Genomic DNA, 23,617 nt, shown 5'->3' with positions numbered 1-23,617 from the left:
CGGCCGGAAAGCGTCAACGCCGGCCGCTCCTCGTACCCCCCGTACCTTGGAAGGACCACCATGACCTCCGCCTCCCCGTCCCGTCTGCCGTACGGGCCGGACGGTGACTCCGTGCCCCGTCTCGCGTACGGCGCCGACTACAACCCCGAGCAGTGGCCTCGGGAGGTGTGGGAGGAGGACGTACGGCTGATGCGCGAGGCCGGTGTCAACATCGTCTCGGTGGGGATCTTCTCCTGGGCGCGTATCCAGCCGGACGCGGACACCTGGGACTTCGGGTGGCTGGACGAGATCATGGACCTGCTGCACGAGGGCGGGATCGGCGTCGATCTGGCCACCGCGACCGCGTCCCCGCCGCCGTGGCTCACCACCGCGCACCCGGAGATCCTCCCGGTGACGGCCACGGGCGAGACGGTCTGGCCGGGCGCGCGCCAGCACTGGCGCCCCACCTCCCCGGTGTTCCGCAGCCATGCGCTCGGCCTGGTCCGGAAGATGGCGGAACGTTACGCCAACCACCCGGCCCTGGTGGCCTGGCACATCTCGAACGAGCTGGGCTGCCACAACATCTACGACTTCTCGGACGACGCGGCCCACGCCTTCCGCGACTGGCTGCGCGCCCGTTACACCACGCTCGACGCCCTCAACCACGCCTGGGGCACTGCGTTCTGGTCGCAGCGCTACAGCGACTGGGCGCAGATCCTGCCGCCCCGGCTGGCCGGCTCGCACCCGAACCCCACCCAGCAGCTGGACTTCAAGCGGTTCTCCTCGGACGCGCTGAAGGACTACCTGGTCGCGGAGCGGGACATCCTGCGCGAGTACACGCCCGAGGTCCCCATCACCACCAACTTCATGGTGATGGGCGGCACGAAGGGCATGAACTACCCGGACTGGGCGGGCGAGATCGACTTCGTCTCCAACGACCACTACGTCCACCCGGGCCCGCAGGACCGCGACGAGCTGTCCTTCTCCGCCAACCTGACCAGTGGTATCGCGGGCGGCCGTCCGTGGTTCCTGATGGAGCACTCCACCAGCGCGGTCAACTGGCAGCACGTCAACGTGGCCAAGCGCCCCGGTGAGCTGGCCCGCGACTCGCTGCTGCACGTCGCGCACGGCGCCGACGCCGTCTGCTTCTTCCAGTGGCGTCAGTCGGCGGCCGGCGCCGAGAAGTACCACTCCGCGATGGTGCCGCACGCCGGCGCCGACAGCGAGGTCTTCCGTGGGGTGGCCGCCCTCGGCCAGACCCTGAAGGACCTGGCGCCGATCGCGGGCTCCGAGCGCGAACCGGCCCGCGTCGGGATCGTGTTCGACTGGGACTCCTGGTGGGCGAGCGAGCAGGACTCGCACCCCACCGCCCTCCTCGACTACCGCCAGGAGGGGTTGAACTGGTACTCGGCGCTCCTCTCTCTCGGCATCCGCTCCGACATCGTCACCACGCGCACCGAGTTCAGCCGTTACGACGTGCTGATCACCCCGGTCCTGCACATGGTCCCGGCGACACTCGCCAAGGAACTGACGCGGTACGCGGAGACGGGCGGCCATCTGGTCACCACCTACTTCTCCGGCGTCGTCGACGAGAACGACCACATCTGGCTCGGCGGCTACCCGGGCGCCCTGCGCGACCTGCTGGGCATCCGCGTCGAGGAGTTCGGCCCGCTGCTCGACGGTGAGTCGGTCGAGGTCGACGGCGGCGGTACGGGCACGGTGTGGACCGACCGCATCGATGTGACCGACCCCGAGGTCGAGGTCCTGGCCCACTACCGCACGGGCGCCTACGCGGGCCGCCCTGCCGTCACCCGCCGTACGACGGGCGAGGGTTCGGCGTCCTACGTCTCCACGCGCCTCGGTGCCGACGGCCTCGCGGCGCTGCTGCCGGGGCTGCTCGCGCCGGCCGGTGTCGACAGCGAGCTGCCCGAACCCGCCCGTGGGCGGGTCGAGTTGACCGTGAGGCAGGGCGGCGGAAGCCGTTTCCTGTTCCTGGTGAACCGCAGCGAGGAGGAGGTCCCACTGCCGGGCCTCGACGGAGAGCGGCTGTCCGGCGGTACGGATACCGACGGCGTCCTCGTCCTCGCGCCGAGGGAAGTCGCCGTACTTCGACAGCCCGCCCACTGAGCGACCCCGCGCACCACACTCGCACCACCCCTGAACTCCCTTGATCCAAGGGGCACACCGTCGTGCCCCGTGTCCGTGCGCACCCGCGCACGGTGCGGGCACGGCGGTCCACCGCAGCGACCACATCTGAGTTGGGAGCACACGTTGGCACGCCGTACCCGCACGCGACACCTTCTGGGAGTCGTCGGCATCACCGCCCTGGCCACTTCGGCCGCTCTGGTCAGCGCGCCTTCACCGGACGCGCAGGCGGCGGCCGAGGCCGCCGTCCCGTCCGTCACGGTCACCCCCGATCCCTCGTACAAGCAGGAGAAGTTCGAGGGCTGGGGCACCAGTCTGGTCTGGTTCGCCAACGCGACCGGCGACTATCCCCCGGCGGTCCGCGAGAAGCTCGCGAAGCTGCTGTTCGGTGACGACGGGCTGGCGCTGAACATCGCCCGCTACAACATCGGCGGCGGCAACGCTCCCGACGTGAAGGACTACCTGCGGGCCGGCGGGGCCGTCGAGGGCTGGTGGAAGGCGCCTGCGGGCACCACCCGCGCGGACACCGACTGGTGGAGCGCCGACGACGCGGCCGACTGGAACCCGAAGGCGGACAAGACCCAGCGCTGGTGGGTGGACCGCATCAAGAAGGACATCACCCACTGGGAGACGTTCAGCAACTCGCCGCCCTGGTTCATGACGGAGAGCGGCTATGTCTCCGGCGGTTTCAACGCCAACGCCGACCAGCTGAAGGCCGATTCGGTCGACGACTTCGCCGCCTACCTGGCGGGGGCGACGAAGCGTCTGGAGAAGGCCGAGGGCATCAAGGTCGACACCGTCGACCCGTTCAACGAGCCCAACACCGGCTACTGGGGCACCCGTCTGGGCGCCGACGGCCTGCCCGTCGGCGGCCGTCAGGAGGGCGCCCACATCGGCCCCGCGCTCCAGGAGAAGGTTCTCGCCGCGCTGGCCCCCGCCCTGAAGAAGGCGAAGGTCAAGTCGGAGATCTCGGCGATGGACGAGACCAACCCGTCCATCTTCGCGAACAACTGGAACTCCTACTCGCAGGCCTCCAAGGACCTCGTGGACCAGATGAACGTCCACACCTACGGCACCGGGCAGCGCACCACCGTGCGCGACCTCGCCAAGGCGGCCGACAAGCCGCTGTGGATGAGCGAGGTCGAGGGCGACTGGGGCGACGGGCAGAGCTTCACGGACATGCGTCCGGGTCTCGGCCTCGCCCAGCAGATCGTCAACGACCTGCGTGAACTGGAGCCCCAGGCCTGGGTGTTCTGGCAGCCGGTCGAGGACTACGACAACATGAAGCCCGGCGGCGAGTCCGCCAAGGGCGGCAACTGGGGCAGCGTCCAGCTGTCGTTCAGCTGCAAGTCCACGGACACGCTGGCGTCGTGCCCGATCTACACGAACACCAAGTTCGACACCGCCCGCAACTTCACGCACTTCATCAAGCCGGGCGACAAGCTGATCAAGGTGGACGACACCTCCAGCGCCGCGGCCGTGACCAAGGACGGCAAGGGCGCCTCGCTCGTCCACGTCAACAGCACCACCGCGGCCCGTGACGTCACCATCGACCTCTCCAAGTTCCGCACCATCAAGGGCAACGCGACCGTCACGCCGACCGTGACCAGCGCCGACGGCAAGCTCAAGCAGCAGGCCCCGGTCAAGGTCGTCGACGGCAAGGCGACGTACACCGTCCCGGCCCAGTCCGTGACCTCCTTCGCCGTCAAGGGCGTCTCGGGTGTCGCGAAGGACGCCGGCCTGTTCAGCAAGGGCCACTCCTACACGCTGACCGGCGTGCAGAGCGGCAAGGCCGTGACCGTCGGCGCCAACGGCACGAGCCTGGTCATCGGCTCCGCCAACGGCACCGTCGCTCAGCAGTGGCAGCTCGACGCCCGGCACGGCGAGAAGGGCGCCCGCCAGCGGTACGTGTTCGCCAACCCGGCCGAGGGCAAGCGCCTGGCCGTGCGCGACAACGTCCCCGTGGTGGAGCCCGACACGGGCAAGCGGGATCCGGCCACCGAGTGGATCATGTCGACCACCGGTGACGGGACATGGACGCTGATCAACGCGGCCACCGGCCGCCTCCTGGAGGTCGGCGGCCAGGCGACCAACGAGGGTGCCGCCGTCACCACGTGGATCGCCAACTCCGGCTCGAACCAGCGCTGGAGGGTCACGGACGTGACCGACCGGAGCTGACCCGGTAGTTCGTCCACGAAGGCCGCCTCCGCGTGAGGCGGCCTTCCGCGTGTCCAGGACCTGGGACGGCGGGCCCGCAACCCTCTCGCAACGTCCCGCGCGGTCCACTGGGACGGTGGAGATGCCCGAGAAGGACCCGCGCGTCGAACTGACCCCGGCCGCCGCCGGACTGCTGCGGCGACTGCACGCGATGCACGGCCCGCTGATGTTCCACCAGTCCGGCGGCTGCTGCGACGGCAGCGCGCCCATGTGCTTCCCGGCGGGCGAGTTCCGGACCGGCGGCTCGGACATACTGCTCGCCGAACTGGTGGTCGAAGGTGTCCCCGAACCGGTGACGTTCTGGATGTCCCGCAGCCAGTACGAGGTGTGGTCCCACACCCGGCTGATCGTGGACGTCGTACCGGGCCGGGGCAGCGGTTTCTCGCTGGAGGCGCCCGAAGGAGTGCGCTTCCTGATCCGCTCCCGGGTCGTCAACACCTAGCCTCCCGCGCGCCCCCACGCGGCTCATCGTCGTCTGGTGTGCTCCCCCTGCGCCCTGCCACAGTTGACGGGACATCAGGGGGTCCGGATGCGTGCAAGCGGACGGTTCAGAACGGGCAGAGCGGCAGTCTCGGCTGTCGCGGTACTCGCAGCGCTGGCCGGCGCGGCCCTGACAGGGGCGGCACCGGCCAGCGGCGCGCCGAGAGCCACTCAGGTCGCGCCGGGCGTGCGCTACGCGCAGTTCGACATCGTGGCGGCCAAAGGGGTGACCCACGCCCACCTGCTGAGCGTCGACCTCGGCAACGCACGGGTACGGGTCAACCTTCTCTACGCGGGGGCGGTGGCGGCGCGGGCCGCCGTCTCCAGGCTGGCAGACGCCAAGGGCGCCGTCGCGGCCGTCAACGGCGACTTCTTCAACATCAGTGAGGTCCAGCATCCCGGGGTCGCGGCAACGGGCGCGTCGGTGGGCCCGGCGATCGCGAGCGGTGTGGTGCTCAAGTCGGCGGTGCCGAACGGTCAGCGCTTCGGCCCTTCGATGCCGCCCGGCGTCACCACCAGGGCCGTCCTCGGCGTGGGCACCGACAGAAGGGCCCGGCTGGACAACCTCGCCCTGTCGGGCAGCGTCGGCACACCCGCGGGACGGTTCACGCTCGGCGGGCTCAACCAGTACGCGCTGCCGGTGGGTTCCATCGGCGCGTTCACCCCGGCCTGGGGCAGCGTCTCCCGGGCGCGGGCGGTGTGCGGCACGGACACCGACCGGGCAGCGCCGTGCAGTACGGACACGTACGAGGTGACGGTGCGGCGCGGCAAGGTCGTCCGGGCGGCGAACTCCCCCGGCGGCGGTGCCATCGCCGCCAACACCACGGTCCTGGTGGGCCGGGAGGCCGGCGCGGGGCAACTGCGGAAACTGTCCGTCGGTGCGTCGGTCACGGTCAAGAGCCGTCTCGTGGCTGCGACGAGCCGTATCCCGTACCGCTTCGCCCTCGGCGGCTACCCGGTACTGAGGGGCGGCCGGCCGCTGACGGGCCTCGACAACAACACCGCCGCCGTGCGCACCGCGGCGGGCATCGCGAACGGCGGGCGCAAGCTGCTGCTACTCGCGGTGGACGGTGAGCCGAAGTACCGGAGCGGACTGACGGTCGCCGAAGTCGCCGCCACCATGCGGAAGTTGGGTTCGGTCGACGCCTTCAACCTGGACGGCGGCGGCTCCACGACCCTCGTCGCCAGAGCACCGGGAGCGAGCAAGGTCACCGTCCGCAACCATCCGACCGGCGGCGCCGAACGAGCCGTACCGAACGGCATCGGGGTCTTCTCGATCACCTGACGCCACGTTCGCACACTGCCCACGCTGTCTGCTGTCCCGGTGGCAGCTTCAGGCTGCCTCCTTGAGAAATGGCCAGCGCGAACCTCCTCCGCCACGCGCACTTCGCGACTGTCGGCCGCACGTGTGGTGTCTCGCGAGTGTCAGGGCGTCCCGTGGGCGTCGAGGAACGCTTCGAGCCCCGCGAGATCGTCCGTGTTGAGGTAGTCGACGCCTGCGGCGAGGAGCTCGCCCCACAGCGCGTCCCGGGCGGGGCCGGCCACATCGGGCGTGGCCCAGAAACGCACCTGCTGTCCGCGGGCGTGGGCCGCCGACATGATGCCGTTCAGCCGGGCGCGCTCGGCGTCCGGGAACGGACCGACGCCCGGCCAGGTGAAGTTGAGCGTCCAGTTGTCGGAGATCAGCGGCACGAAGGAGGCCGGTGCCGAGGTGCCGAGGTCGGCGAGGCGCCCGTCGTAGAAGGCCCGCCGTACGCTCTGCGCCTCCATGGGCACCCGGGCGGCCCGGTCGCCGGAGATCACGGCGGTGACCGGCCCGGGGTGGACACGGCCGTGGGCGTACGTGGTGAACAGGCCCCGATAGCGCCGGAGATGGCGGTCGAGTTCGAGATACGTCGACGAGCCCTCGGTCTTGATGTCGATGAGGAGCTGGAGCGGCCGACGGTAACCCCGGTACACGGAGCCGTGGTTGGCCCTCACGCGTGCGGCGAGGGTGTCGAGGTAGAGCGATTCGAGGGTACGGGCCGGGTCGAGATCCGCGGGGTCGTGGGCGACGAGGAGCTGGTCGCCGACGAGGTAGATGTCGGCCTCGACGCTGCCGAAGCGGTGGTCGAGGGCGTCGAGGAGCGGGCGGGGATGCTCGAAGTCGTTGTGGGCGTGGGCGCGCCACAACGGACTTGGCCCGTACGTCGGTTCACCCGCGAGGGCGCGCGCGGCAGGCAGGACGACGGTGCCCGCGAGGGCGGCGCCGAAGGCGGTGAGGGCTCTGCGACGGGTGGTGAGGGCCATGCGCTGCCTCCCTGGCTGGAGTTCATGTGGGGCTGACTCTGGAGCTGACCGAGGAACGACGCTCCCGCGAGTATGCGGGCCGTACACCGCCCAGCAGCACAGCCCGACAAGGGAGTTGGCCGACTTGCCGCTGTGCGTTCACTGGTACCGCTGTGTGTTCATGTCGTCCGCGCCGCGCACACGAAGAAGCCCGCCCCTCATACAGAGGAGCGGGCTTCCGCCGTACGGCGGGTACGTCAGGGGGTGCGCAGGTCGACCAGTTCGGCGAGGGCGGCGCGGTGGACGCCGGACGTGCCGTAGGCGATCGAGTCGGCCTTGGCGCGCTTGAGGCACAGGTGGGTCGGGTGCTCCCAGGTCATACCGATGCCGCCGTGCAGCTGGAGTGCCTCCTCGGCGGCCCGGACGGCCACGGGAGCCGCGTAGGACTGGGCGACGGCGACCGCGATGCCGGAGTCCGCGCTGCCGGTGGCGAGGGCGTCCGCCGCGCTCCGGGCAGCCGCGCGCAGGCCGACGACCTCCAGCCAGAGCTGGGCCAGCCGGTGCTTGACGGCCTGGAAGCCGCCGACGGGCCGGTTGAACTGCTTGCGGTCCTTCAGATAGCGCACGGTCTCGGTCAACGCCCATTCCGCGAGCCCGAGTTGCTCGGAGGCGAGCAGTCCGGCCCCGGCCCGCAGCGCACGTCGTACGGCGGGTTCGGCGTCGCCCAGCAGCCGGGCCGAGGCTCCGTCGAAGGTGACCGTGGCGACCGGCCGGGTGAGGTCCAGGGAGACCTGCGGGGTGACGGTGACGGCGTCCGCGTCGGTGGACACCGCGTACAGCCCGCCGTCGTCGGCCGGAACCAGCAGGACGTCGGCGGACGTCGCGTCCGCGATGCCGGTCAACTCGCCGTGCAGCAGGCCGCCTTCGTGCAGGACGACCTTGTAGGCGCCGCCGGGAGCCACGTTCAGCGCGACGGCGAGGGCGCCGACCGTCCGGCCGGAGGCCAGTGCGGTGAGCAGCTCGCCCGCCGCGTCGCCCGTCCCGGCCAGCAGCGCCTCGGTGGCGACGACGGCACTTGTGAGGTAGGGGACGGGTGCGACGGCGCGCCCCAACTCCTCCAGCACAACAGCGACTTCGCGGTGCGAGGCACCCTGGCCGCCCTGATCCTCCGGCACCAGGAGACCGGCCAGGCCCATGCCTTCGGCGAGGGACTTCCACAGGGAGAGGTCGTGCGGGACGTCCGTCTCCATGCGGGTGATCACGCCGGCCGGATCGCAGTGGTCGGTGAGCAGGTCCCGGACGGCGGCGCGCAGCGCCTCTTCCTCCTCCGAGTACAGCAGGTCGGGCTCGGTGCTCGCGGTGCTCGGCGTGCTCATCGGGCGAGGTCCTTCCAGGCGACGTCCTTGTCGGTCCGCGGTTCGCTGGGCAGGCCCAGGACACGTTCGGCGACGATGTTCAGCAGGACCTCGCTGGTCCCGCCCTCGATGCTGTTGCCCTTGGAGCGGAGGTAGCGGTAGCCGGCGTCACGCCCGACGAAGTCCACCAGTTCGGGCCGGCGCATGGTCCAGTCCTCGTACAACAGGCCTTCCTCGCCGAGGAGTTCGACCTCCAGGCTGCTGATCTCCTGGTTGAGTCGGGCGAAGGAGAGCTTCAGGCCGGCACCCTCCGGGCCGGGCTGGCCCGCGACCAGCTGCTGGCGTGTCCGCTCCCCTGTCAGCCGGGCGACCTCGGCCTCCACCCACAGCTTCAGCAGCCGCTGGTGCAGATCATGGGTGCGCAGTTCGGGGCGTTCACGCCACGACTTGGCGACGGGCCCGATCATGCCGCCCTCGCGCGGGATGCGCATACCACCAATGGCCACGCGCTCGTTGTTCAGCGTGGTCTGCGCGACCCGCCAGCCGTCGCCCACCTCGCCGAGGCGATGGGCGTCCGGGATGCGGACGTCGGTCAGGAACACCTCGTTGAACTCGGCCTCGCCGGTGATCTGCCGCAGCGGCCGGACCTCGACACCGGGGTCGGACATGTCGCAGAGGAAGTACGTGATGCCCTTGTGCTTGGGCACGTCCGGATCGGTGCGCGCGATGAGGATGGCCCAGCGGGCGAGATGCGCGCTGGACGTCCACACCTTCTGCCCGTTGATGATCCAGCCGTCCCCGGACCTAACCGCCCGTGTCCCCAGCGCGGCCAGGTCGGATCCGGCCCCCGGCTCGCTGAAGAGCTGGCACCAGACCTCCTCCCCCACCCACAACGGCCTGAGGAACTTCCGCTTCTGCTCCTCCGTGCCGAAGCCGAGGATGGTCGGCGCGGCCATTCCCAGACCGATGCCGATGCGCCGGGGGTCGTTGTCGGGAGCCCCGGCGGCCTCCAACTCGGCGTCCACGACGGCCTGGAGGGTGCGCGGCGCGCCCAGCCCGCCCAGCCCTTCCGGGTAGTGCACCCAGGCGAGCCCGGCGTCGAAGCGGGCTTTGAGGAAGTCGAGCCGGCCGGTACTGGCAGGCGGATGTGCGGCCAGCAACTCCCGTGTCAGTCGGGTGAGTTCAGCTGCGTCGGTCATGCGGCGGCTCCGTTCTCCAGTGAGGGCAGCACCGCGACCCGGCCGGTGGTGACACCGTCGGCGACGCGCTGCACGGCGGCCGAGGCCCCGCCCAGCGGCACGCGCTCGCTCACCAGCGGCTTGATCGCGCCCCGGGCGGCCAGCTCGGTGAGCTGCTCGTGGCAGTGCTGGACCAGCTTCGGGTTCTTGGTGGCGTACAGGCCCCAGTGCAGGCCCAGGATCGAGTAGTTCTTCACCAGGGCGTGGTTGAGCCCGGGGCTGGGAATGGTCCCGCTCGCGAACCCGACGACCACGATGCGTCCCTCGAAGGCGACGACCTTGGTGGACTGGGTGTAGGCCTCCCCGCCGACGGGGTCGTAGACCACGTCGACCCCGCGCCCACCGGTGGCTTCCTTCACGGCCCCGACGACGTTCTCCGTACGCCGGTCGATGACGACGTCGCAGCCCAACTCCCGTGCCACGGACACCTTCTCGGCCCCGCCGACGACGCCGATGACGGTGGCGCCGGCGGCCTTCCCGAGCTGTACGGCGGCGCTGCCGACCCCGCCGGCGGCGGCGTGCACGAGGAGCGTCTCGCCGGCTTCCAGGGCGGCTCGCCGGTGCAGTCCGAACCAGCCCGTCTGGTAGCCGATGAGGAGGGAGGCTGCCTCGGCGTCATCGAGCGACTCGGGCGCCGTGAACAGCCCGCGGGGGTCCGCCAGCACGTACTCGGCGAAACCGCCGTACGGCAGCACGGGGTTGCCGATCACCCGGCGGCCGTCCTCGGTCTCGCCGCAGATCTCGACCCCGGGAGTGAACGGCAGCGGCGGCCTGACCTGGTACTCCCCACGGCACATCAGGACGTCCGGGAAGTTGATCGTCGCGGCACGCACCTTCAGCAGCACCTGGCCCTCGGCGGGCACCGGCCGCTCCACCTCACCGAGGACCATCACCTCGCCCGGCTCACCGTTCTGGTGCACTTGCCATGCCTGCATGGGGGGCCTCCACGGGACTGCGCTCGTCTTGTTCGGCTGACCGGGCTCGATCGCATACTAAGCGGTCGCTTGCAGATCAGGGAACTGTCGAGAACCGGTCCGCGGCAGTCGCGTACGTCACGGTCCACGTCACGATCGCGACGCTTTCGTGCGGGCGGGCCGCGCCCGCACATGCATCCGCTCCCCCTGCGGCCCGAACAGGCTGAGGAACTCCGCGGGCCCCTCCCCCACCGCCCCGAACCAGTGCGGCACCCGGGTGTCGAACTCGGCCGCCTCGCCCGGCCCGAGCACCACGTCGTGCTCCCCGAGCACCACCCGGAGCCGCCCCGACAGCACGTAAAGCCACTCGTATCCCTCGTGCGTCCGGGGCTCGAGCTCCTCGCTGATCACCGGCAGGATCACCTTGAACGCCTGGAGTCCGCCCGGCTGCCGGGTGAGCGGGAGATACGTCCGCCCGTGCCGCACGATCGGCTTGGCCCGCACCCGGGGATCGTCGACGGGCGGGGCCCCGACGAGCTCGTCGAGTGCCACGCGATGCGCACGTGCGATGGGCAGCAGCAGTTCCAGGCTCGGGCGCCGCAGCCCCGCCTCGAGCCGGGACAACGTACTGACGGAGATGCCGGTCGTGGCGGACAGCCCCGCGAGGGTCGCGCCGCGCTCCTTGCGAATGCGTCGCAGCCGGGGTCCCACCTCCGCGAGGACGTGGTCGGTGTCGTCCTCGGTCGTGACATCGGTTGTGACATCAGTCGTGGCGTCGGTTGTGGCATCCATACGGCTATTGCAGTTTCGGCAAAGAGGTTTGTCAATACGGCAGCGAACGGGCGACGGTCGGGGTGGAGGTGGTCACCATGACCGCAGAGCACAGGACCGACATGTACGAGGTCGTCGTCATCGGAGGCGGTGCGGCCGGACTGTCCGCCGCGCTGGTCCTCGGCCGGGCCCGCTGCCGCACCCTGGTCGTCGACGCGGGCGAGCCGCGCAACGCACCGGCCGCGCACATGCAGGGCTATCTGTCCCGCGACGGCATGCCGCCGGCCGAGTTCCTGGCGGTGGGCCGCGAGGAGATCGCGCGGTACGGGGTGGAACTGGTCCGGGACCGGGCGGTGGACGTCACGAAGAGCGGGGACTTCACGGTGACGCTGGCGAGCGGTGACAGGACGGTGCACGCCAGGCGGCTCGTCATCGCCACGGGGCTGCGGGACGAACTGCCCGCCGTACCGGGCGTCGCCGAGCGCTTCGGGCGGGACGTGATCCACTGCCCGTTCTGCCACGGCTGGGAGGTACGGGACCGGGCGTTCGGCGTGCTGGCCTCGACCCCTGCGAGCGTGCACCAGGCGCTGCTGGTCGCCCGGTGGTCGAAGGACGTGACGCTGTTCCTGCACACCGTCGCGGAGACGGAACTCGGCGACGAGGACCTGCGCAGGCTGGCTGCGGCGGGCGTCGCGGTGGTCCCCGGCGAGGTCGCGTCCCTGACGACCGGCGAAGACCGCCTCACCGGTGTACGACTCACGGACGGCACGGCCCATGCCCGCGAGATCCTGTTCGTCGCCCCGCGCGCCGTTCCGCGCAACGCCCTCTTCGAGACCCTGGGCGCCGACCTGACGGAAACCCCGTTCGGGACGTACCCGAGGGTCGACGCGACGGGCCTGACGACCGTGCCCGGCGTCTGGGCGGCGGGCAACGCGATCGGCTTCGCGGAACAGGTCGTCCACGCGGCGAGCGGCGGCTATCGCGCGGCCACGGCGATCGTGGCGGACCTGGTGTTCTCCGACGTGGACCCCGTCGGCCGGTCCGGCGTCTGAGAACAGGGCCTGTTTCCCGGATGTGCATCCGCCACGCCCGTTGCACCATGGCTGCATGCTGCTGACCCGGCTCGCCCACGTGTCCCAGGAGGTCGCCGCCACCTCCGCCCGGTCCCGCAAGATCGCGCTGCTCGCCGAACTGTTCCGGGACACCGCCGCCGACGACGTGCCGATCGTCATCCCGTATCTCGCCGGACGCCTGCCACAGGGACGGCTCGGCATCGGATGGAAGGTGCTGGACCAGCAAATCCCCGGCGCAGCCGGGCCGTCCCTCACCGTACGGGACGCCGACGCACGGCTCACCGCGATCGGCGCGGTCACCGGAGCCGGTTCGCAGTCCGAACGCAGGCGTCTGGTGGGCGAGTTGCTGGCGGCGGCCACCGCGGAGGAGCAGCGGTTCCTGTTCGCACTGATCACAGGCGAGGTACGGCAGGGGGCCCTGGACGCCGTGGCCGTGGAAGGCCTGGCGGCGGCCACCGACGCGCCGCCCGCGGACGTACGGCGCGCGGTGATGCTCGCGGGCGCGATCCAGCCCGTCGCGCAGGCCCTGCTGGCCGACGGACCGGCGGCCCTCGCCCGCTTCCGGCTCACCGTCGGCCGACCCGTCCTGCCGATGCTCGCGCACAGCGCCTCCTCGGTGGCGGAGGCCGTCGAGAAGCTCGGGGCCTGCGTGGTCGAGGAGAAGCTGGACGGCATCCGGGTCCAGGTCCACCGCGACGGCGACGACGTACGGCTCTACACCCGCACCCTCGACGACATCACCGACCGGCTGCCTGAACTGACCGCCGCCGCCAGGGCGTTGAGAGGCGAGCGGTTCATCCTGGACGGCGAGGTGATCGCCCTCGACACTGCCGGGCGCCCGCGTTCGTTCCAGGAGACCGCCGGCCGCGTCGGCTCCCGCGTGGACGTGGAGACGGCCGCCCGGGAGACACCGGTCTCCCCCGTCTTCTTCGACGCGCTGTCGGTCGACGGCCACGAACTCCTCGACCTCCCCTTCGCCGAACGGCACGCCGCCCTGGCCCGTCTGGTCCCCGAGCCGATGCGGGTGCGGCGCCTGCCGGCCGGTGGCACCGCCGACCTCCCCGCCGCCGAGAAGTTCCTCGCCGACACCCTCGCGCGCGGCCACGAGGGCGTCGTGGTCAAGGCCCTCGACGCCCCCTACAGCGCGGGCCGGCGCGGAGCGGCCTGGCTGAAGGTCAAGCCCGTACACACCCTCGACCTGGTGGTGCTGGCGGCCGAGTGGGGCCACGGACGCCGTACCGGCAAGCTGTCGAACCTCCACCTCTCGGCCCGCAACCCCGACGGTTCCTTCGCGATGCTCGGCAAGACCTTCAAGGGCATGACGGACGCGATGCTGACCTGGCAGACCGAGCGGCTCCAGGCGCTGGCCGTGTCGGACGACGGCTGGGTGGTGACCGTACGGCCGGAGCTGGTCGTCGAGATCGCCTACGACGGTCTCCAGCGCTCAACCCGCTACCCGGCCGGCGTCACCCTCCGCTTCGCCCGCGTCGTCCGTTACCGGGAGGACAAGTCCCCGGACGAGGCCGACACCGTAGAGACCCTGCTGGCCGCGCGCCCGGAGGCGACCCGGTGACGGCTGCTGCGGCGGCGAAGGGGAAGCGCAGCGCGGGACTGTTGCTGTTCCGCCGGACCGCGTCCGGCCACGAGCTGGAGGTGCTGCTCGGGCACATGGGCGGGCCCTTCTTCGCGCGGCGCGATGCCGGGGCCTGGACGATTCCCAAGGGTGAGTACGAGGACGGGGAAACGGCCTGGGACGCGGCGCGCCGGGAGTTCCGGGAGGAGCTGGGGCTGGCGCCGCCCGACGGCGAGGCCGTGCCGCTGGGCGAGGTACGGCAGGCCGGCGGGAAGGTCGTCACGGCGTGGGCGATCGAGGCGGACCTCGATCCGGCGGCCGTGGTGCCGGGCACGTTCCGGATGGAGTGGCCCCGGGGGTCTGGGCAGGAGCGGGAGTTTCCCGAGCTGGACCGGGTGCGGTGGTTCGGCCTCGATGAGGCCCGGGCTGTGATCGTGACGGCGCAGGGCGGGTTTCTGGACCGTCTGACGGAGCACTCGAAGCCTTGAGATCGTGTCGGCGGGCGGCGTACGCGTTGCGGGGGCCATCGGCGCGCGGGAAGGTCGAAGGACGGCCCTCAACCTGGAGGCAAGGCATGCCCATCGCGACGGTGAACCCGGCGAACGGTGAGACCCTCAAGACGTACGACGCCATGGACGACGAGGAGATCGAGCGCAGGCTCGGGGCCGCCGAGGCCGCCTTCCGCGCGTACCGCACGACCGGCTTCGCCGAGCGGGCGCGGCTGCTGAGCCGGGCCGCCGGCCTGCTGGACGAGGACCGGGACGACATCGCCCGCACCATGACGCTCGAGATGGGCAAGCCGGTCACGCAGGCGCGCGCGGAGGCCGCGAAGTGCGCGAAGGCGATGCGCTGGTACGCCGACCACGCCGAGGAACTCCTCGCCGACGAGGAGCCCGCCGAGGCGGACGTCAAGGACTCCGGCGCCTCTCGCGCGGTGGTCCGTTACCGTCCGCTGGGCCCGGTGCTCGCGGTGATGCCGTGGAACTTCCCGCTCTGGCAGGTGATCCGCTTCGCGGCGCCGGCACTGATGGCGGGCAACGTCGGCCTGCTCAAGCACGCCTCGAACGTGCCGCAGACCGCCCTCTACCTGGAGGACCTGTTCCGTCGGGCGGGTTACCCCGAGGGCTGCTTCCAGACGCTGCTGATCGGGTCGGGCGCGGTCGAGGACATCCTGCGCGACCCGCGGGTGCGGGCGGCCACGCTCACCGGCAGCGAGCCGGCGGGGCGCGCGGTGGCGTCCGTCGCCGGGGACGAGATCAAGAGGACGGTGCTGGAGCTGGGCGGCAGCGACCCGTTCATCGTCCTGCCGTCCGCCGATGTCGCACGGGCCGCGCAGGTCGCGGTGACAGCGCGTGTGCAGAACAACGGGCAGTCGTGCATCGCCGCCAAGCGGTTCATCGTGCACACGGACGTCTTCGACGCGTTCGCGGAACGCTTCTCGACCGCCATGGCGGCGCTGAAGGTCGGCGATCCGCTGGCCGAGGACACGGAGGTCGGGCCGCTCGCGAGTGAGCAGGGGCGCGAGGATCTGGAGGCGCTGGTCGACGAGGCCGTGGAGAGCGGCGCGACTGTTCTGTGCGGTGGCGAACGCCCCGAGGGCCTCACGGACGACGGCTGGTACTACGCGCCGACCGTCCTCGCCGACATCACGCCCGAGATGCGCATTCACCAGGAGGAGACGTTCGGCCCGGTCGCGACGCTGTACCGCGCGGCCGATCTGGAGGAGGCCTTGGCGATCGCCAACGACACACCTTTCGGCCTCAGTTCGAACGTGTGGACCCGCGACGAGGCCGAGGTGGACCGTCTCGTACGGGACCTGGACGCGGGCGGGGTGTTCGTCAACGGGATGACCGCGTCCCACCCGGCGTTGCCGTTCGGGGGTGTCAAGCGATCCGGGTACGGGCGTGAGCTGTCGGGGCACGGAATCCGCGAGTTCTGCAACATCACGACGGTATGGCACGGAGCGTGAGCGTTCCGCGGCTACGATCCCCCCTGTGAACCGCGAAGTGACTCTGCCTCTGATCGTCGACAGCCGCGGCACGTTGCAGGTTGCCGCCTCCGACGTCAGCAAACTGCTGCGCACGGTCGGCGGCCGCTGGCTGCATCTGGTGGAGGCGGGCCAGGACAACCTCGACGAGGACACCGTGGCCGCCCTCACCATCGAACTGGCGAAACTGGCCGACCGCATCGACGTGGCCTGCATCGCCCACAGCAGCGGGAGCGCCTCCGGCTGAGGTGAGGGATGCGCCGTGGGGGCGCGGGTTTCGTGCCGTCCACCGGTCAGCTGTGGCTGGTCGCGCAGTTCCCCGCGCCCCTTGAGTCGCCCCGCACCTGAAACACCGACGGGCTACCCCAACCGCGCTACCGAATCGGCATCCCCGAAAGAGTCCGCGCAATCACCAACCGCTGGATCTCACTCGTACCCTCGAAGATCGTGTAGATCGCCGCATCCCGGTGCATCCGCTCCACCGGATACTCCCGCGTGTACCCGTTCCCCCCGAGTATCTGAATCGCCTGCCCAGTAACCTTCTTCGCCGTCTCGCTCGCGAACAGCTTCGACATCGACCCCTCCGCCGCGGTGAACGGCTTCCCGTTGATCGCCATCCACGACGCCCGCCACGTCAGCAGTCGCGCCGCGTCGATGGACGTACGCATGTCGGCGAGCTGGAAGGCGACCCCCTGGTTGTCGATGATCGGGCGCCCGAACTGCTCACGGGTCTTCGCGTAGTCGAGGGCGACCTCGTACGCGGCGCGGGCGGTGCCCACCGCCATCGCGGCGACGGCGGGACGGCTCGCCTCGAAGGTGGCCATCGCCGCGTTCTTCACCCGCTCACCGCCGGACTTCGCCCGCTCACGGGCCCGGGCGAGGCGCTCGTCGAGCTTCTGCTTGCCGCCGAGGAGGCAGGAGCCGGGGATGCGGACGTTCTCCAGGACGACCTCGGCGGTGTGCGAGGCGCGGATGCCGTGCTTCTTGAACTTCTGGCCCTGGGACAGGCCCGGTGTGTTCGGCGGGACGATGAAGGACGCGTGACCCTTGGAGCCCAGTTCGGCGTCGACCACGGCGACGACCACGTGGACGTTGGCGATGCCGCCGTTGGTCGCCCAGGTCTTCGTGCCGTTGAGGACCCACTCGTTCTTGGCCTCGTCGTACACGGCACGGGTGCGCATGGAGGCGACGTCGGAGCCGGCGTCGGGCTCGGAGGAGCAGAAGGCGGCGACCTTGACATCATTGGCGTCGCCGTACATCTGGGGGATCCAGGTGCCGATCTGCTCCTCGGTGCCGTTGGCGAGGACGCCCACGGCGGCGAGGCCGGTGCCGACGATGGAGAGGGCGATGCCGGCGTCACCCCAGAAGAGTTCCTCCATGGCCATCGGGATGCCGAGGCCGGTGGGGTCGAAGTACTGCTGGGCGTAGAAGTCCAGGGAGTAGATGCCGATCTTCGCGGCCTCCTGGATGACGGGCCAGGGCGTCTCCTCGCGCTCGTCCCACTCGGCGGCGGCGGGACGGATCACATCGGCGGAGAACCCGTGGAGCCAGTCACGGACCTCTTTCTGTTCGTCATTGAGCTCCATGGTGAATTCGGCCATGACCCCTCCATCGCTGCACTAGCATGTTACCTAAGGTAACTGGAGTCTGTTACCCGCCGGTAGGAAAAGTCAACTCCCGGGCCCCGGTCGGCAACCCGTTCGATGGGCATGGACCGATCAGTGCTAGTTTGCGCAAGCGTCACCGAAATCAGCACGGGTGGGGAGAAACCATGGACACCACGCAGCCAACCGATCAGCAGCGGTCCGCCGACCGCCGCCGGCGCGAGCTGCTGGAGGCCGCGGACCGGGTGGTGCTGCGTGACGGCCCCGGCGCCTCGATGAACGCCATCGCCGCCGAGGCGGGCATCACCAAACCGATTCTGTACCGGCACTTCGGCGACAAGGGCGGACTCTACGCCGCTCTGGCCAAGCGGCACACCGACGCTCTGCTCAACTCGCTGCGGGCCGCGCTGGACGCTCCGGCGGAACGGCGGGAGCGGGTGGAGGCCACGCTGGACGCCTACCTCGCGGCGATCGAGGCGCGGCCCCAGGTGTACCGGTTCCTGATGCACCCCGGAGACAGCGTGTCACCCGGCGATCCCGGGTTCGATGTGAGGAAGCACTCGCTGCCGTTGCTGCGGCTGATGGGCGAGGAGTTGGCCCAGGTGATCGAGGATCGGCTGGATCTTGGTCCCGGCAGTCAGCAGCTGGCGCGGGTGTGGGGGCACGGGATAGTCGGGATGATGCATGCGGCGGGAGACTGGTGGCTGGGTGAACGGCCGTGTTCGCGGGCCGAGTTGGTGCGGAGTCTGGCCGACCTGCTGTGGGGGCGGCTCGCTGCCGCCGGGGATCGCGTGGGGGGTCCGGGGTTCTGAGGGGTCACGTTTCGGGTGCGGGCCGGTGGGTGCTGGTCGCGCCCACGCGGCGGAACCGCGAATGTCACAGCCCCGCGCCCCTGAAAAGGTCGGTCAGCTCGTCCCGTTCCACGAAGCTCGGGTTGCTTGTCGCATGAGCCTCTTGTGGCGCCAGCCCGTCAAGCGGTCCACGTACGTCCGGCCTTCCAAGTGGTCGCACTCGTGCTGGAGGCAGCGGGCGAAGAAGCCCGTGCCCTCGATCCTCACCGGCTCCCCTGCCACCGTGAAGCCCTCGACCACCGCTTCGTCGTACCGCTCCGTGCCCGCTTCCAGGCCCGGGAGGGACAGGCAGCCCTCGGGGCCCCGCATCACCAAACCGTCCGCCTCGACCAGGCGGGGGTTGATCACGTGGCCCACGTGGCGGACATCCTCGTCGTCCGGGCAGTCGTATACGAAGACCCTCAGGGCCCTGCCGATCTGGTTCGCGGCGAGGCCCACGCCCTGGGCCGCGTACATCGTCGCGAACATGTCCTCGACGAGCGCGGCGAGTTCGGCGTCGAAGTGTGTCACTTCCGCGCAGGGGGTGTGGAGAACGGGGTCGCCGAGCAGTGTCAGAGGGCGGACGCGCCCTCTCGTGCCCGGGATGGAGCCTGGTCGCATGGCCGCAAGGGTACGGTCACCCATGTCGCGCGGGCGCCGTGGTGGTGCCGCGATGCGGATCCGGTGTACGGATCTCGATAGGCTGAGGTCCACACCACGTGGCCGGAGGCACAGGCGCGGCGCGTACGCAAGGAGGATCGAGATCTGATGGCAGGCAACTCGGACCCGCTCACTCCGCGGGCCAAGCTGGCAGTGACGGCCGGCAAGGCCGTAGCGGCGGCATCGCGTGCGGCAGGGCGCGGCAGCGGGTCGGTGATCGGCGGCAAGGTGGCCCTCAAACTCGACCCCGACCTCCTCGCCCGGCTCGCCCAGCACCTGGACGTCATCCTGGTCTCGGCCACCAACGGCAAGACCACGACCACGCGGCTCATCGCGGAGGCTCTGCGCGCCGCCGGGCCGGTCGTGTCGAACGCGCTCGGCGCGAACATGCCCGCCGGCATCACCTCGGCGCTCGCGGGCGGCTCGGACGCCAAGTTCGGGGTCATCGAGGTCGACGAGAAGTACCTCGCCGGTGTCGCCCGGGACACGGACCCCAAGTGCATCGCGCTCCTCAATCTCTCCCGCGACCAGCTCGACCGCGCCGCCGAGACCCGCATGCTCGCCGAGAACTGGCGTGAGGGGCTCGCCGGTTCGAAGGCCGTGGTCGTCGCCAACGCCGACGACCCGCTGATCGTGTGGGCCGCCTCCTCCTCCCCCAACGTGATCTGGGTCGCCGCCGGGCAGATGTGGAAGGACGACGCCTGGTCCTGCCCGTCCTGCGGTGGTGTGATGCAGCGCCCCGGCGACGACTGGTTCTGCGGTCAGTGCGGTTTCCGCCGCCCGACGCCGAGTTGGGCGCTGTCCGGCGACCACGTGATCGACCCGCACGGGTCGGCCTGGCCGATCCACCTCCAGCTGCCGGGGCGCGCCAACAAGTCCAACGCGGCGGCCTCCGCCGCTGTCGCCGCCGTGTTCGGCGTACCGCCGCAGGTCGGCCTGGAGCGCATGTACCAGGTGCAGGCGGTGGCCGGGCGGTACGACGTCGTGCAGTTCATGCAGCGCGATCTGCGGCTGCTGCTCGCCAAGAACCCGGCCGGCTGGCTGGAGACGTTCTCCCTGATCGACCCGCCGCCGACCCCGGTCATCCTCTCCGTGAACGCGCGGGGCGCCGACGGTACCGACACCTCGTGGCTGTGGGACGTCGACTACACGCAGCTCACCGGGCACCCGATCTTCGTCATCGGCGACCGCAAGCTGGACCTCGCGGTGCGCCTCGAGGTGGCCAACCAGCACTTCCAGGTCTGCGAGAACGCCGACCAGGCCGTGCAGCTTGCGCCGCCCGGCCGGATCGAGGTCATCGCGAACTACACCGCCTTCCAGGATCTGCGCCGCCGCGTCGGCAACTGACCACTGCCGCCAACCGACCACTGAGGACGATCACTTCATGAGCGACAACCAGCTGCGTCTGGTGTGGATCTACCCGGACCTGCTCAGCACGTACGGCGACCAGGGCAACGCGCTCGTGGTGGAGCGCCGGGCCAAGCAGCGCGGCCTCGACGTGGCCCGGCTCGACGTGCGCAGCGACCAGCCGATCCCCACGTCCGGCGACATCTACCTGATCGGCGGCGGCGAGGACCGGCCGCAGCGGCTCGCGGCGGAACGGCTTCGCCGCGACGGCGGACTGCACCGGGCCGTCGGCAACGGCGCGATCGTGTTCTCCGTGTGCGCCGGATACCAGATCCTGGGCCACGAGTTCATCAACGACCTCGGTCAGCGCGAGCCGGGCCTCGGGCTCCTCGACGTGGTCTCGGTGCGCGGCGAGGGCGAGCGGTGCGTGGGCGACGTACTCGGAGACATCGACGCGCGCCTGGGCCTGCCCCCGCTGACCGGTTTCGAGAACCACCAGGGTGTCACCCACCTCGGGCCCACCGCCCGCCCGTTCGCGAAGGTGCGGCTCGGCAAGGGCAACGGCACGGGGGACGGCACGGAGGGCGCGTACAACGACACGGTCTTCGGTACGTACATGCACGGGCCCGTGCTCGCCCGTAACCCGCTGATCGCGGACCTGCTGCTGAAGCTGGCCCTCGACGTCAACGCGCTGCCGCCGACCGACGACCGCTGGTACGACGCACTGCGCAACGAGCGGATCACGGCGGCGCAGCAGCCCGCCTGACCTGCGCGCACCCCCGCTCCCGCCCCGACCTGTACACCTGCCGTCCGCGTCGGCGACACCGGCCCGTCTGACGGGGCATCCGCACAGGTGAGCGCGGGTGTCCAGCACGCGGACGGGTGCTACGGCCCTGGTCCCCGCCGCCGGTATGGTGGCGGGGATCGAGCCGGACAGCGTAGTCCGGTCCCGGCCCACGTGGAGAAGGTTTTCGGGCGATGCGCATTGGTGTCCTGACGTCCGGCGGCGACTGCCCCGGCCTGAACGCCGTCATCCGGTCCGTCGTGCACCGCGCCGTCGTGGACCACGGTGACGAGGTCATCGGCTTCCGGGACGGCTGGAAGGGCCTCCTGGAGTGCGACTACCTCAAGCTCGACCTCGACGCGGTGAGCGGCATCCTCGCTCGCGGCGGCACCATCCTCGGCTCCTCCCGGGTCCGCCCCGAGCATCTGCGCGACGGCGTGGAGCGGGCCAGGGGCCATGTCGCCGAGCTGGGACTCGACGCGATCATCCCGATCGGCGGCGAGGGCACGCTCAAGGCGGCGCGGCTGCTGTCCGACAACGGCCTGCCGATAGTCGGCGTACCGAAGACCATCGACAACGACATCGCGGTCACCGACGTCACCTTCGGCTTCGACACGGCCGTCGGGGTCGCCACGGAGGCCCTGGACCGGCTCAAGACCACCGCCGAGTCCCACCAGCGCGTCCTGATCGTCGAGGTCATGGGCCGCCACACCGGTTGGATCGCCCTGCACTCCGGCATGGCCGCGGGCGCCCACGCCATCGTCGTACCTGAACGCCCCTTCGACATCGAGGAGTTGGCCGCACGTGTCGGCGAACGCTTCGCGGCGGGCAAGCGGTTCGCGATCGTCGTCGCCGCGGAGGGCGCGAAGCCGCGCGCGGGCTCGATGGACTTCGACGAGGGCGCCAAGGACGTGTACGGCCACGAGCGCTTCGCCGGGATCGCCCGGCAGCTCTCCCTGGAGCTGGAGGAACGGCTCGGGAAGGAGGCGCGGCCGGTGATTCTCGGGCATGTGCAGCGGGGTGGGACGCCCACGGCCTATGACCGGGTGCTGGCCACCCGGTTCGGGTGGCATGCGGTAGAGGCGGTTCACCGGGGGGAGTTCGGGCGGATGACGGCTCTTCGGGGGACGGACATTGTGATGGTGTCCTTGGCCGAGGCTGTCGAGACGCTCAAGACGGTTCCTGAGGCTCGGTACGCCGAAGCGGAGTGCGTGCTTTAACCGTTGTTCTTCGGGTGCGGGTCCGATGTGGCTTGTCGCGCAGTTCCCCGCGCCCCTGAAGGGGCGCCCCCGGTCCTCGTCGTGACCGGGGGCGGTTCTACTCTGGGGGGATGGAGCACAGCGGGCACGGTACGACCATGGATCTTCTGCCCTTCACCCTGGGGCGGGGACTCGGGTGGTCCGCCGACCCGTTCTTCCTGGTCGCCTGCCTGACGGGGCTCGGGCTCTACGGGTGGGGGGTCCTGCGGCTCGCCCGGCGTGGGGACAAGTGGTCCGTCGGGCGGACGGTCTCCTTCGTGCTCGGTGTGCTGACCGTCATGCTCGTCATGTGCACCAGGCTCAACGACTACGGCATGGTCATGTTCAGCGTGCACATGGTGCAGCACATGGTGATCAGCATGGTGTCGCCGATCCTCATTCTGCTCGGCGCGCCGATCACGCTCGCGCTGCGCGCGCTGCCGCCCGCCGCCCGAGGGCGGAAGGGGCCGCGTGAGCTGCTGCTGGCGTTGCTGCACAGCCGGTACATGCGGATCGTCACGCACGCGGCATTCACCATCCCGCTGTTCATCGCCAGTCTGTATGTCCTGTACTTCACGCCGCTCTTCGACTTCCTGATGAGTTCGAAGGCCGGACACATCACGATGATGTGTCACTTCCTCGCCGTCGGGCTGATCTTCTTCTGGCCGATCATGGGCGTCGACCCCGGTCCGAACCGGCCCGGGTATCTGATGCGGATGCTGGAGCTGTTCGCGGGGATGCCGTTCCACGCGTTCTTCGGGATCGCGCTGATGATGGCGTCGGAGCCGATGGTCGAGGCGTACAAGAACCCGCCCGTCTCGCTCGGCATCGACGCTCTCGCCGACCAGAACGCGGCGGGCGGGATCGCCTGGGCGTTCAGCGAGATCCCGACCGTCCTGGTGCTGCTGGCGCTGCTCTTCCAGTGGCACGGCTCCGAGCAGCGGCAGGCCAAGCGCCAGGACCGGGCCGCCGACCGCGACGGCGACAAGGAACTCGAGGCGTACAACGCCTATTTGGCCTCACTGAACGCACGTGGGCACTGAATCAACTTTTATTATCCTGCCTAAAACACTTTCGCATTCAGTAGCATGGCCGTGACGTATCCGCCGGGGGGAGCGGTATGACACTTCATGCTTTCAGTAAACCTGGGCTGC

General features: G+C 70.6%; 21 protein-coding genes. 14 read left to right on the top strand and 7 right to left on the bottom strand.

Annotation, left to right across the window (positions count from 1 at the left end):
* The first annotated feature begins 60 nt into the window (after window positions 1-60).
* From G3I71_RS21460 to G3I71_RS21445, 4 genes are all read left to right on the top strand, one after another.
* Window positions 61-2,106: a beta-galactosidase gene (locus G3I71_RS21460; protein WP_164316459.1), complete on the top strand. Its 2,046-nt coding sequence runs from the start codon at window positions 61-63 to the stop codon at window positions 2,104-2,106.
* A gap of 144 nt (window positions 2,107-2,250) precedes the next feature.
* Window positions 2,251-4,302: a glycoside hydrolase gene (locus G3I71_RS21455; protein WP_164316458.1), complete on the top strand. Its 2,052-nt coding sequence runs from the start codon at window positions 2,251-2,253 to the stop codon at window positions 4,300-4,302.
* A gap of 121 nt (window positions 4,303-4,423) precedes the next feature.
* On the top strand, window positions 4,424-4,783 hold the full coding sequence (locus tag G3I71_RS21450; RefSeq protein WP_164316555.1) for a DUF779 domain-containing protein: 360 nt from the start codon (window positions 4,424-4,426) through the stop codon (window positions 4,781-4,783).
* An 87-nt stretch (window positions 4,784-4,870) separates the two neighbouring features.
* Entirely contained in the window at window positions 4,871-6,106 is a 1,236-nt protein-coding gene (locus tag G3I71_RS21445) for a phosphodiester glycosidase family protein (RefSeq protein ID WP_203730973.1), read from the top strand.
* 140 nt (window positions 6,107-6,246) lie between these two features.
* On the opposite strand, the gene G3I71_RS21440 is transcribed toward G3I71_RS21445, so the two are convergent.
* From G3I71_RS21440 to G3I71_RS21420, 5 genes are all read right to left on the bottom strand, one after another.
* Window positions 6,247-7,110: a phosphatidylinositol-specific phospholipase C/glycerophosphodiester phosphodiesterase family protein gene (locus G3I71_RS21440; RefSeq protein ID WP_164316457.1), complete on the bottom strand. Its 864-nt coding sequence runs from the start codon at window positions 7,108-7,110 to the stop codon at window positions 6,247-6,249.
* 236 nt (window positions 7,111-7,346) lie between these two features.
* A complete protein-coding gene (locus G3I71_RS21435) occupies window positions 7,347-8,465 on the bottom strand; it encodes an acyl-CoA dehydrogenase family protein (RefSeq protein ID WP_164316456.1) in 1,119 nt (372 codons plus the stop codon).
* Complete coding sequence (locus tag G3I71_RS21430; RefSeq protein ID WP_164316455.1) at window positions 8,462-9,643, bottom strand: acyl-CoA dehydrogenase family protein; 1,182 nt, start codon at window positions 9,641-9,643, stop codon at window positions 8,462-8,464. Before G3I71_RS21430 ends, G3I71_RS21435 begins: the two co-directional genes overlap by 4 nt.
* Window positions 9,640-10,617, bottom strand: a complete 978-nt coding sequence (locus G3I71_RS21425; RefSeq protein ID WP_164316454.1) for an NADPH:quinone oxidoreductase family protein — start codon at window positions 10,615-10,617, stop codon at window positions 9,640-9,642. The genes G3I71_RS21430 and G3I71_RS21425 overlap by 4 nt, the downstream gene beginning before the upstream one ends.
* 129 nt (window positions 10,618-10,746) lie before the next feature.
* Window positions 10,747-11,388, bottom strand: coding sequence for a helix-turn-helix domain-containing protein (locus G3I71_RS21420; protein ID WP_164316453.1), 642 nt, complete (start codon window positions 11,386-11,388; stop codon window positions 10,747-10,749).
* Window positions 11,389-11,465: 77 nt separating this feature from the next.
* Here G3I71_RS21420 and G3I71_RS21415 point away from each other — a divergent pair, with 77 nt between their 5' ends.
* From G3I71_RS21415 to G3I71_RS21395, 5 genes are all read left to right on the top strand, one after another.
* The gene (locus G3I71_RS21415; protein ID WP_164316452.1) at window positions 11,466-12,419 is read left to right on the top strand and encodes an NAD(P)/FAD-dependent oxidoreductase; all 954 of its coding nucleotides are present in this window, start codon (window positions 11,466-11,468) and stop codon (window positions 12,417-12,419) included.
* A gap of 55 nt (window positions 12,420-12,474) precedes the next feature.
* Complete coding sequence (locus G3I71_RS21410; RefSeq protein ID WP_164316451.1) at window positions 12,475-14,013, top strand: ATP-dependent DNA ligase; 1,539 nt, start codon at window positions 12,475-12,477, stop codon at window positions 14,011-14,013.
* Entirely contained in the window at window positions 14,010-14,501 is a 492-nt protein-coding gene (locus G3I71_RS21405; protein WP_164316450.1) for an NUDIX domain-containing protein, read from the top strand. Before G3I71_RS21410 ends, G3I71_RS21405 begins: the two co-directional genes overlap by 4 nt.
* Window positions 14,502-14,587: 86 nt before the next feature.
* Window positions 14,588-15,982, top strand: coding sequence for an NADP-dependent succinic semialdehyde dehydrogenase (locus G3I71_RS21400; protein ID WP_164316449.1), 1,395 nt, complete (start codon window positions 14,588-14,590; stop codon window positions 15,980-15,982).
* 25 nt (window positions 15,983-16,007) lie between these two features.
* Window positions 16,008-16,247, top strand: coding sequence for a DUF6213 family protein (locus G3I71_RS21395; RefSeq protein ID WP_164316448.1), 240 nt, complete (start codon window positions 16,008-16,010; stop codon window positions 16,245-16,247).
* A 127-nt stretch (window positions 16,248-16,374) separates the two neighbouring features.
* Here G3I71_RS21395 and G3I71_RS21390 read toward each other — a convergent pair whose 3' ends face one another.
* Window positions 16,375-17,601, bottom strand: a complete 1,227-nt coding sequence (locus tag G3I71_RS21390) for an acyl-CoA dehydrogenase family protein (protein WP_164316447.1) — start codon at window positions 17,599-17,601, stop codon at window positions 16,375-16,377.
* A gap of 170 nt (window positions 17,602-17,771) precedes the next feature.
* Between G3I71_RS21390 and G3I71_RS21385 the strand changes: the two genes are divergently transcribed.
* Entirely contained in the window at window positions 17,772-18,416 is a 645-nt protein-coding gene (locus G3I71_RS21385) for a TetR family transcriptional regulator (protein WP_164316446.1), read from the top strand.
* Window positions 18,417-18,509: 93 nt separating this feature from the next.
* Here G3I71_RS21385 and def read toward each other — a convergent pair whose 3' ends face one another.
* Window positions 18,510-19,055 (bottom strand): peptide deformylase, encoded by a 546-nt coding sequence (gene def / locus G3I71_RS21380; protein WP_203730971.1) that lies wholly within the window; start codon window positions 19,053-19,055, stop codon window positions 18,510-18,512.
* A 147-nt stretch (window positions 19,056-19,202) separates the two neighbouring features.
* Here def and G3I71_RS21375 point away from each other — a divergent pair, with 147 nt between their 5' ends.
* From G3I71_RS21375 to G3I71_RS21360, 4 genes are all read left to right on the top strand, one after another.
* Window positions 19,203-20,441 carry a MurT ligase domain-containing protein gene (locus tag G3I71_RS21375; protein ID WP_164316444.1) on the top strand — a complete coding sequence of 413 codons (1,239 nt, stop codon included), beginning with the start codon at window positions 19,203-19,205 and terminating at the stop codon, window positions 20,439-20,441.
* 37 nt (window positions 20,442-20,478) lie between these two features.
* Window positions 20,479-21,207, top strand: coding sequence for a type 1 glutamine amidotransferase (locus tag G3I71_RS21370; RefSeq protein WP_164316443.1), 729 nt, complete (start codon window positions 20,479-20,481; stop codon window positions 21,205-21,207).
* A gap of 212 nt (window positions 21,208-21,419) precedes the next feature.
* Window positions 21,420-22,445 carry a 6-phosphofructokinase gene (locus G3I71_RS21365; RefSeq protein WP_164316442.1) on the top strand — a complete coding sequence of 342 codons (1,026 nt, stop codon included), beginning with the start codon at window positions 21,420-21,422 and terminating at the stop codon, window positions 22,443-22,445.
* 110 nt (window positions 22,446-22,555) lie between these two features.
* Entirely contained in the window at window positions 22,556-23,506 is a 951-nt protein-coding gene (locus tag G3I71_RS21360) for a cytochrome c oxidase assembly protein (protein WP_164316441.1), read from the top strand.
* Window positions 23,507-23,617: the final 111 nt, after the last annotated feature.

The sequence above is a fragment of the Streptomyces sp. SID12501 genome (assembly GCF_010550245.1).
Lineage (GTDB): Bacteria > Actinomycetota > Actinomycetes > Streptomycetales > Streptomycetaceae > Streptomyces.
The sequence above is the reverse complement of the archived record's forward strand: the minus strand, read 5'-3'. Positions and strand labels throughout refer to the sequence as shown.

Bases quoted from the DNA above. Each gene is read 5' to 3' on its own strand.
- G3I71_RS21365 (WP_164316442.1), top strand. From the start codon at position 21,420: ATGCGCATTGGTGTCCTGACGTCCGGCGGCGACTGCCCCGGCCTGAAC.
- G3I71_RS21440 (WP_164316457.1), bottom strand. From the start codon at position 7,110: ATGGCCCTCACCACCCGTCGCAGAGCCCTCACCGCCTTCGGCGCCGCC.
- G3I71_RS21430 (WP_164316455.1), bottom strand. From the start codon at position 9,643: ATGACCGACGCAGCTGAACTCACCCGACTGACACGGGAGTTGCTGGCC.
- G3I71_RS21390 (WP_164316447.1), bottom strand. From the start codon at position 17,601: ATGGCCGAATTCACCATGGAGCTCAATGACGAACAGAAAGAGGTCCGT.
- G3I71_RS21435 (WP_164316456.1), bottom strand. From the start codon at position 8,465: ATGAGCACGCCGAGCACCGCGAGCACCGAGCCCGACCTGCTGTACTCG.
- G3I71_RS21375 (WP_164316444.1), top strand. From the start codon at position 19,203: ATGGCAGGCAACTCGGACCCGCTCACTCCGCGGGCCAAGCTGGCAGTG.
- G3I71_RS21360 (WP_164316441.1), top strand. From the start codon at position 22,556: ATGGAGCACAGCGGGCACGGTACGACCATGGATCTTCTGCCCTTCACC.
- G3I71_RS21410 (WP_164316451.1), top strand. From the start codon at position 12,475: ATGCTGCTGACCCGGCTCGCCCACGTGTCCCAGGAGGTCGCCGCCACC.
- G3I71_RS21385 (WP_164316446.1), top strand. From the start codon at position 17,772: ATGGACACCACGCAGCCAACCGATCAGCAGCGGTCCGCCGACCGCCGC.
- G3I71_RS21415 (WP_164316452.1), top strand. From the start codon at position 11,466: ATGACCGCAGAGCACAGGACCGACATGTACGAGGTCGTCGTCATCGGA.
- G3I71_RS21445 (WP_203730973.1), top strand. From the start codon at position 4,871: ATGCGTGCAAGCGGACGGTTCAGAACGGGCAGAGCGGCAGTCTCGGCT.
- G3I71_RS21450 (WP_164316555.1), top strand. From the start codon at position 4,424: ATGCCCGAGAAGGACCCGCGCGTCGAACTGACCCCGGCCGCCGCCGGA.
- G3I71_RS21370 (WP_164316443.1), top strand. From the start codon at position 20,479: ATGAGCGACAACCAGCTGCGTCTGGTGTGGATCTACCCGGACCTGCTC.
- def (WP_203730971.1), bottom strand. From the start codon at position 19,055: ATGCGACCAGGCTCCATCCCGGGCACGAGAGGGCGCGTCCGCCCTCTG.
- G3I71_RS21420 (WP_164316453.1), bottom strand. From the start codon at position 11,388: ATGGATGCCACAACCGACGCCACGACTGATGTCACAACCGATGTCACG.
- G3I71_RS21425 (WP_164316454.1), bottom strand. From the start codon at position 10,617: ATGCAGGCATGGCAAGTGCACCAGAACGGTGAGCCGGGCGAGGTGATG.
- G3I71_RS21400 (WP_164316449.1), top strand. From the start codon at position 14,588: ATGCCCATCGCGACGGTGAACCCGGCGAACGGTGAGACCCTCAAGACG.
- G3I71_RS21460 (WP_164316459.1), top strand. From the start codon at position 61: ATGACCTCCGCCTCCCCGTCCCGTCTGCCGTACGGGCCGGACGGTGAC.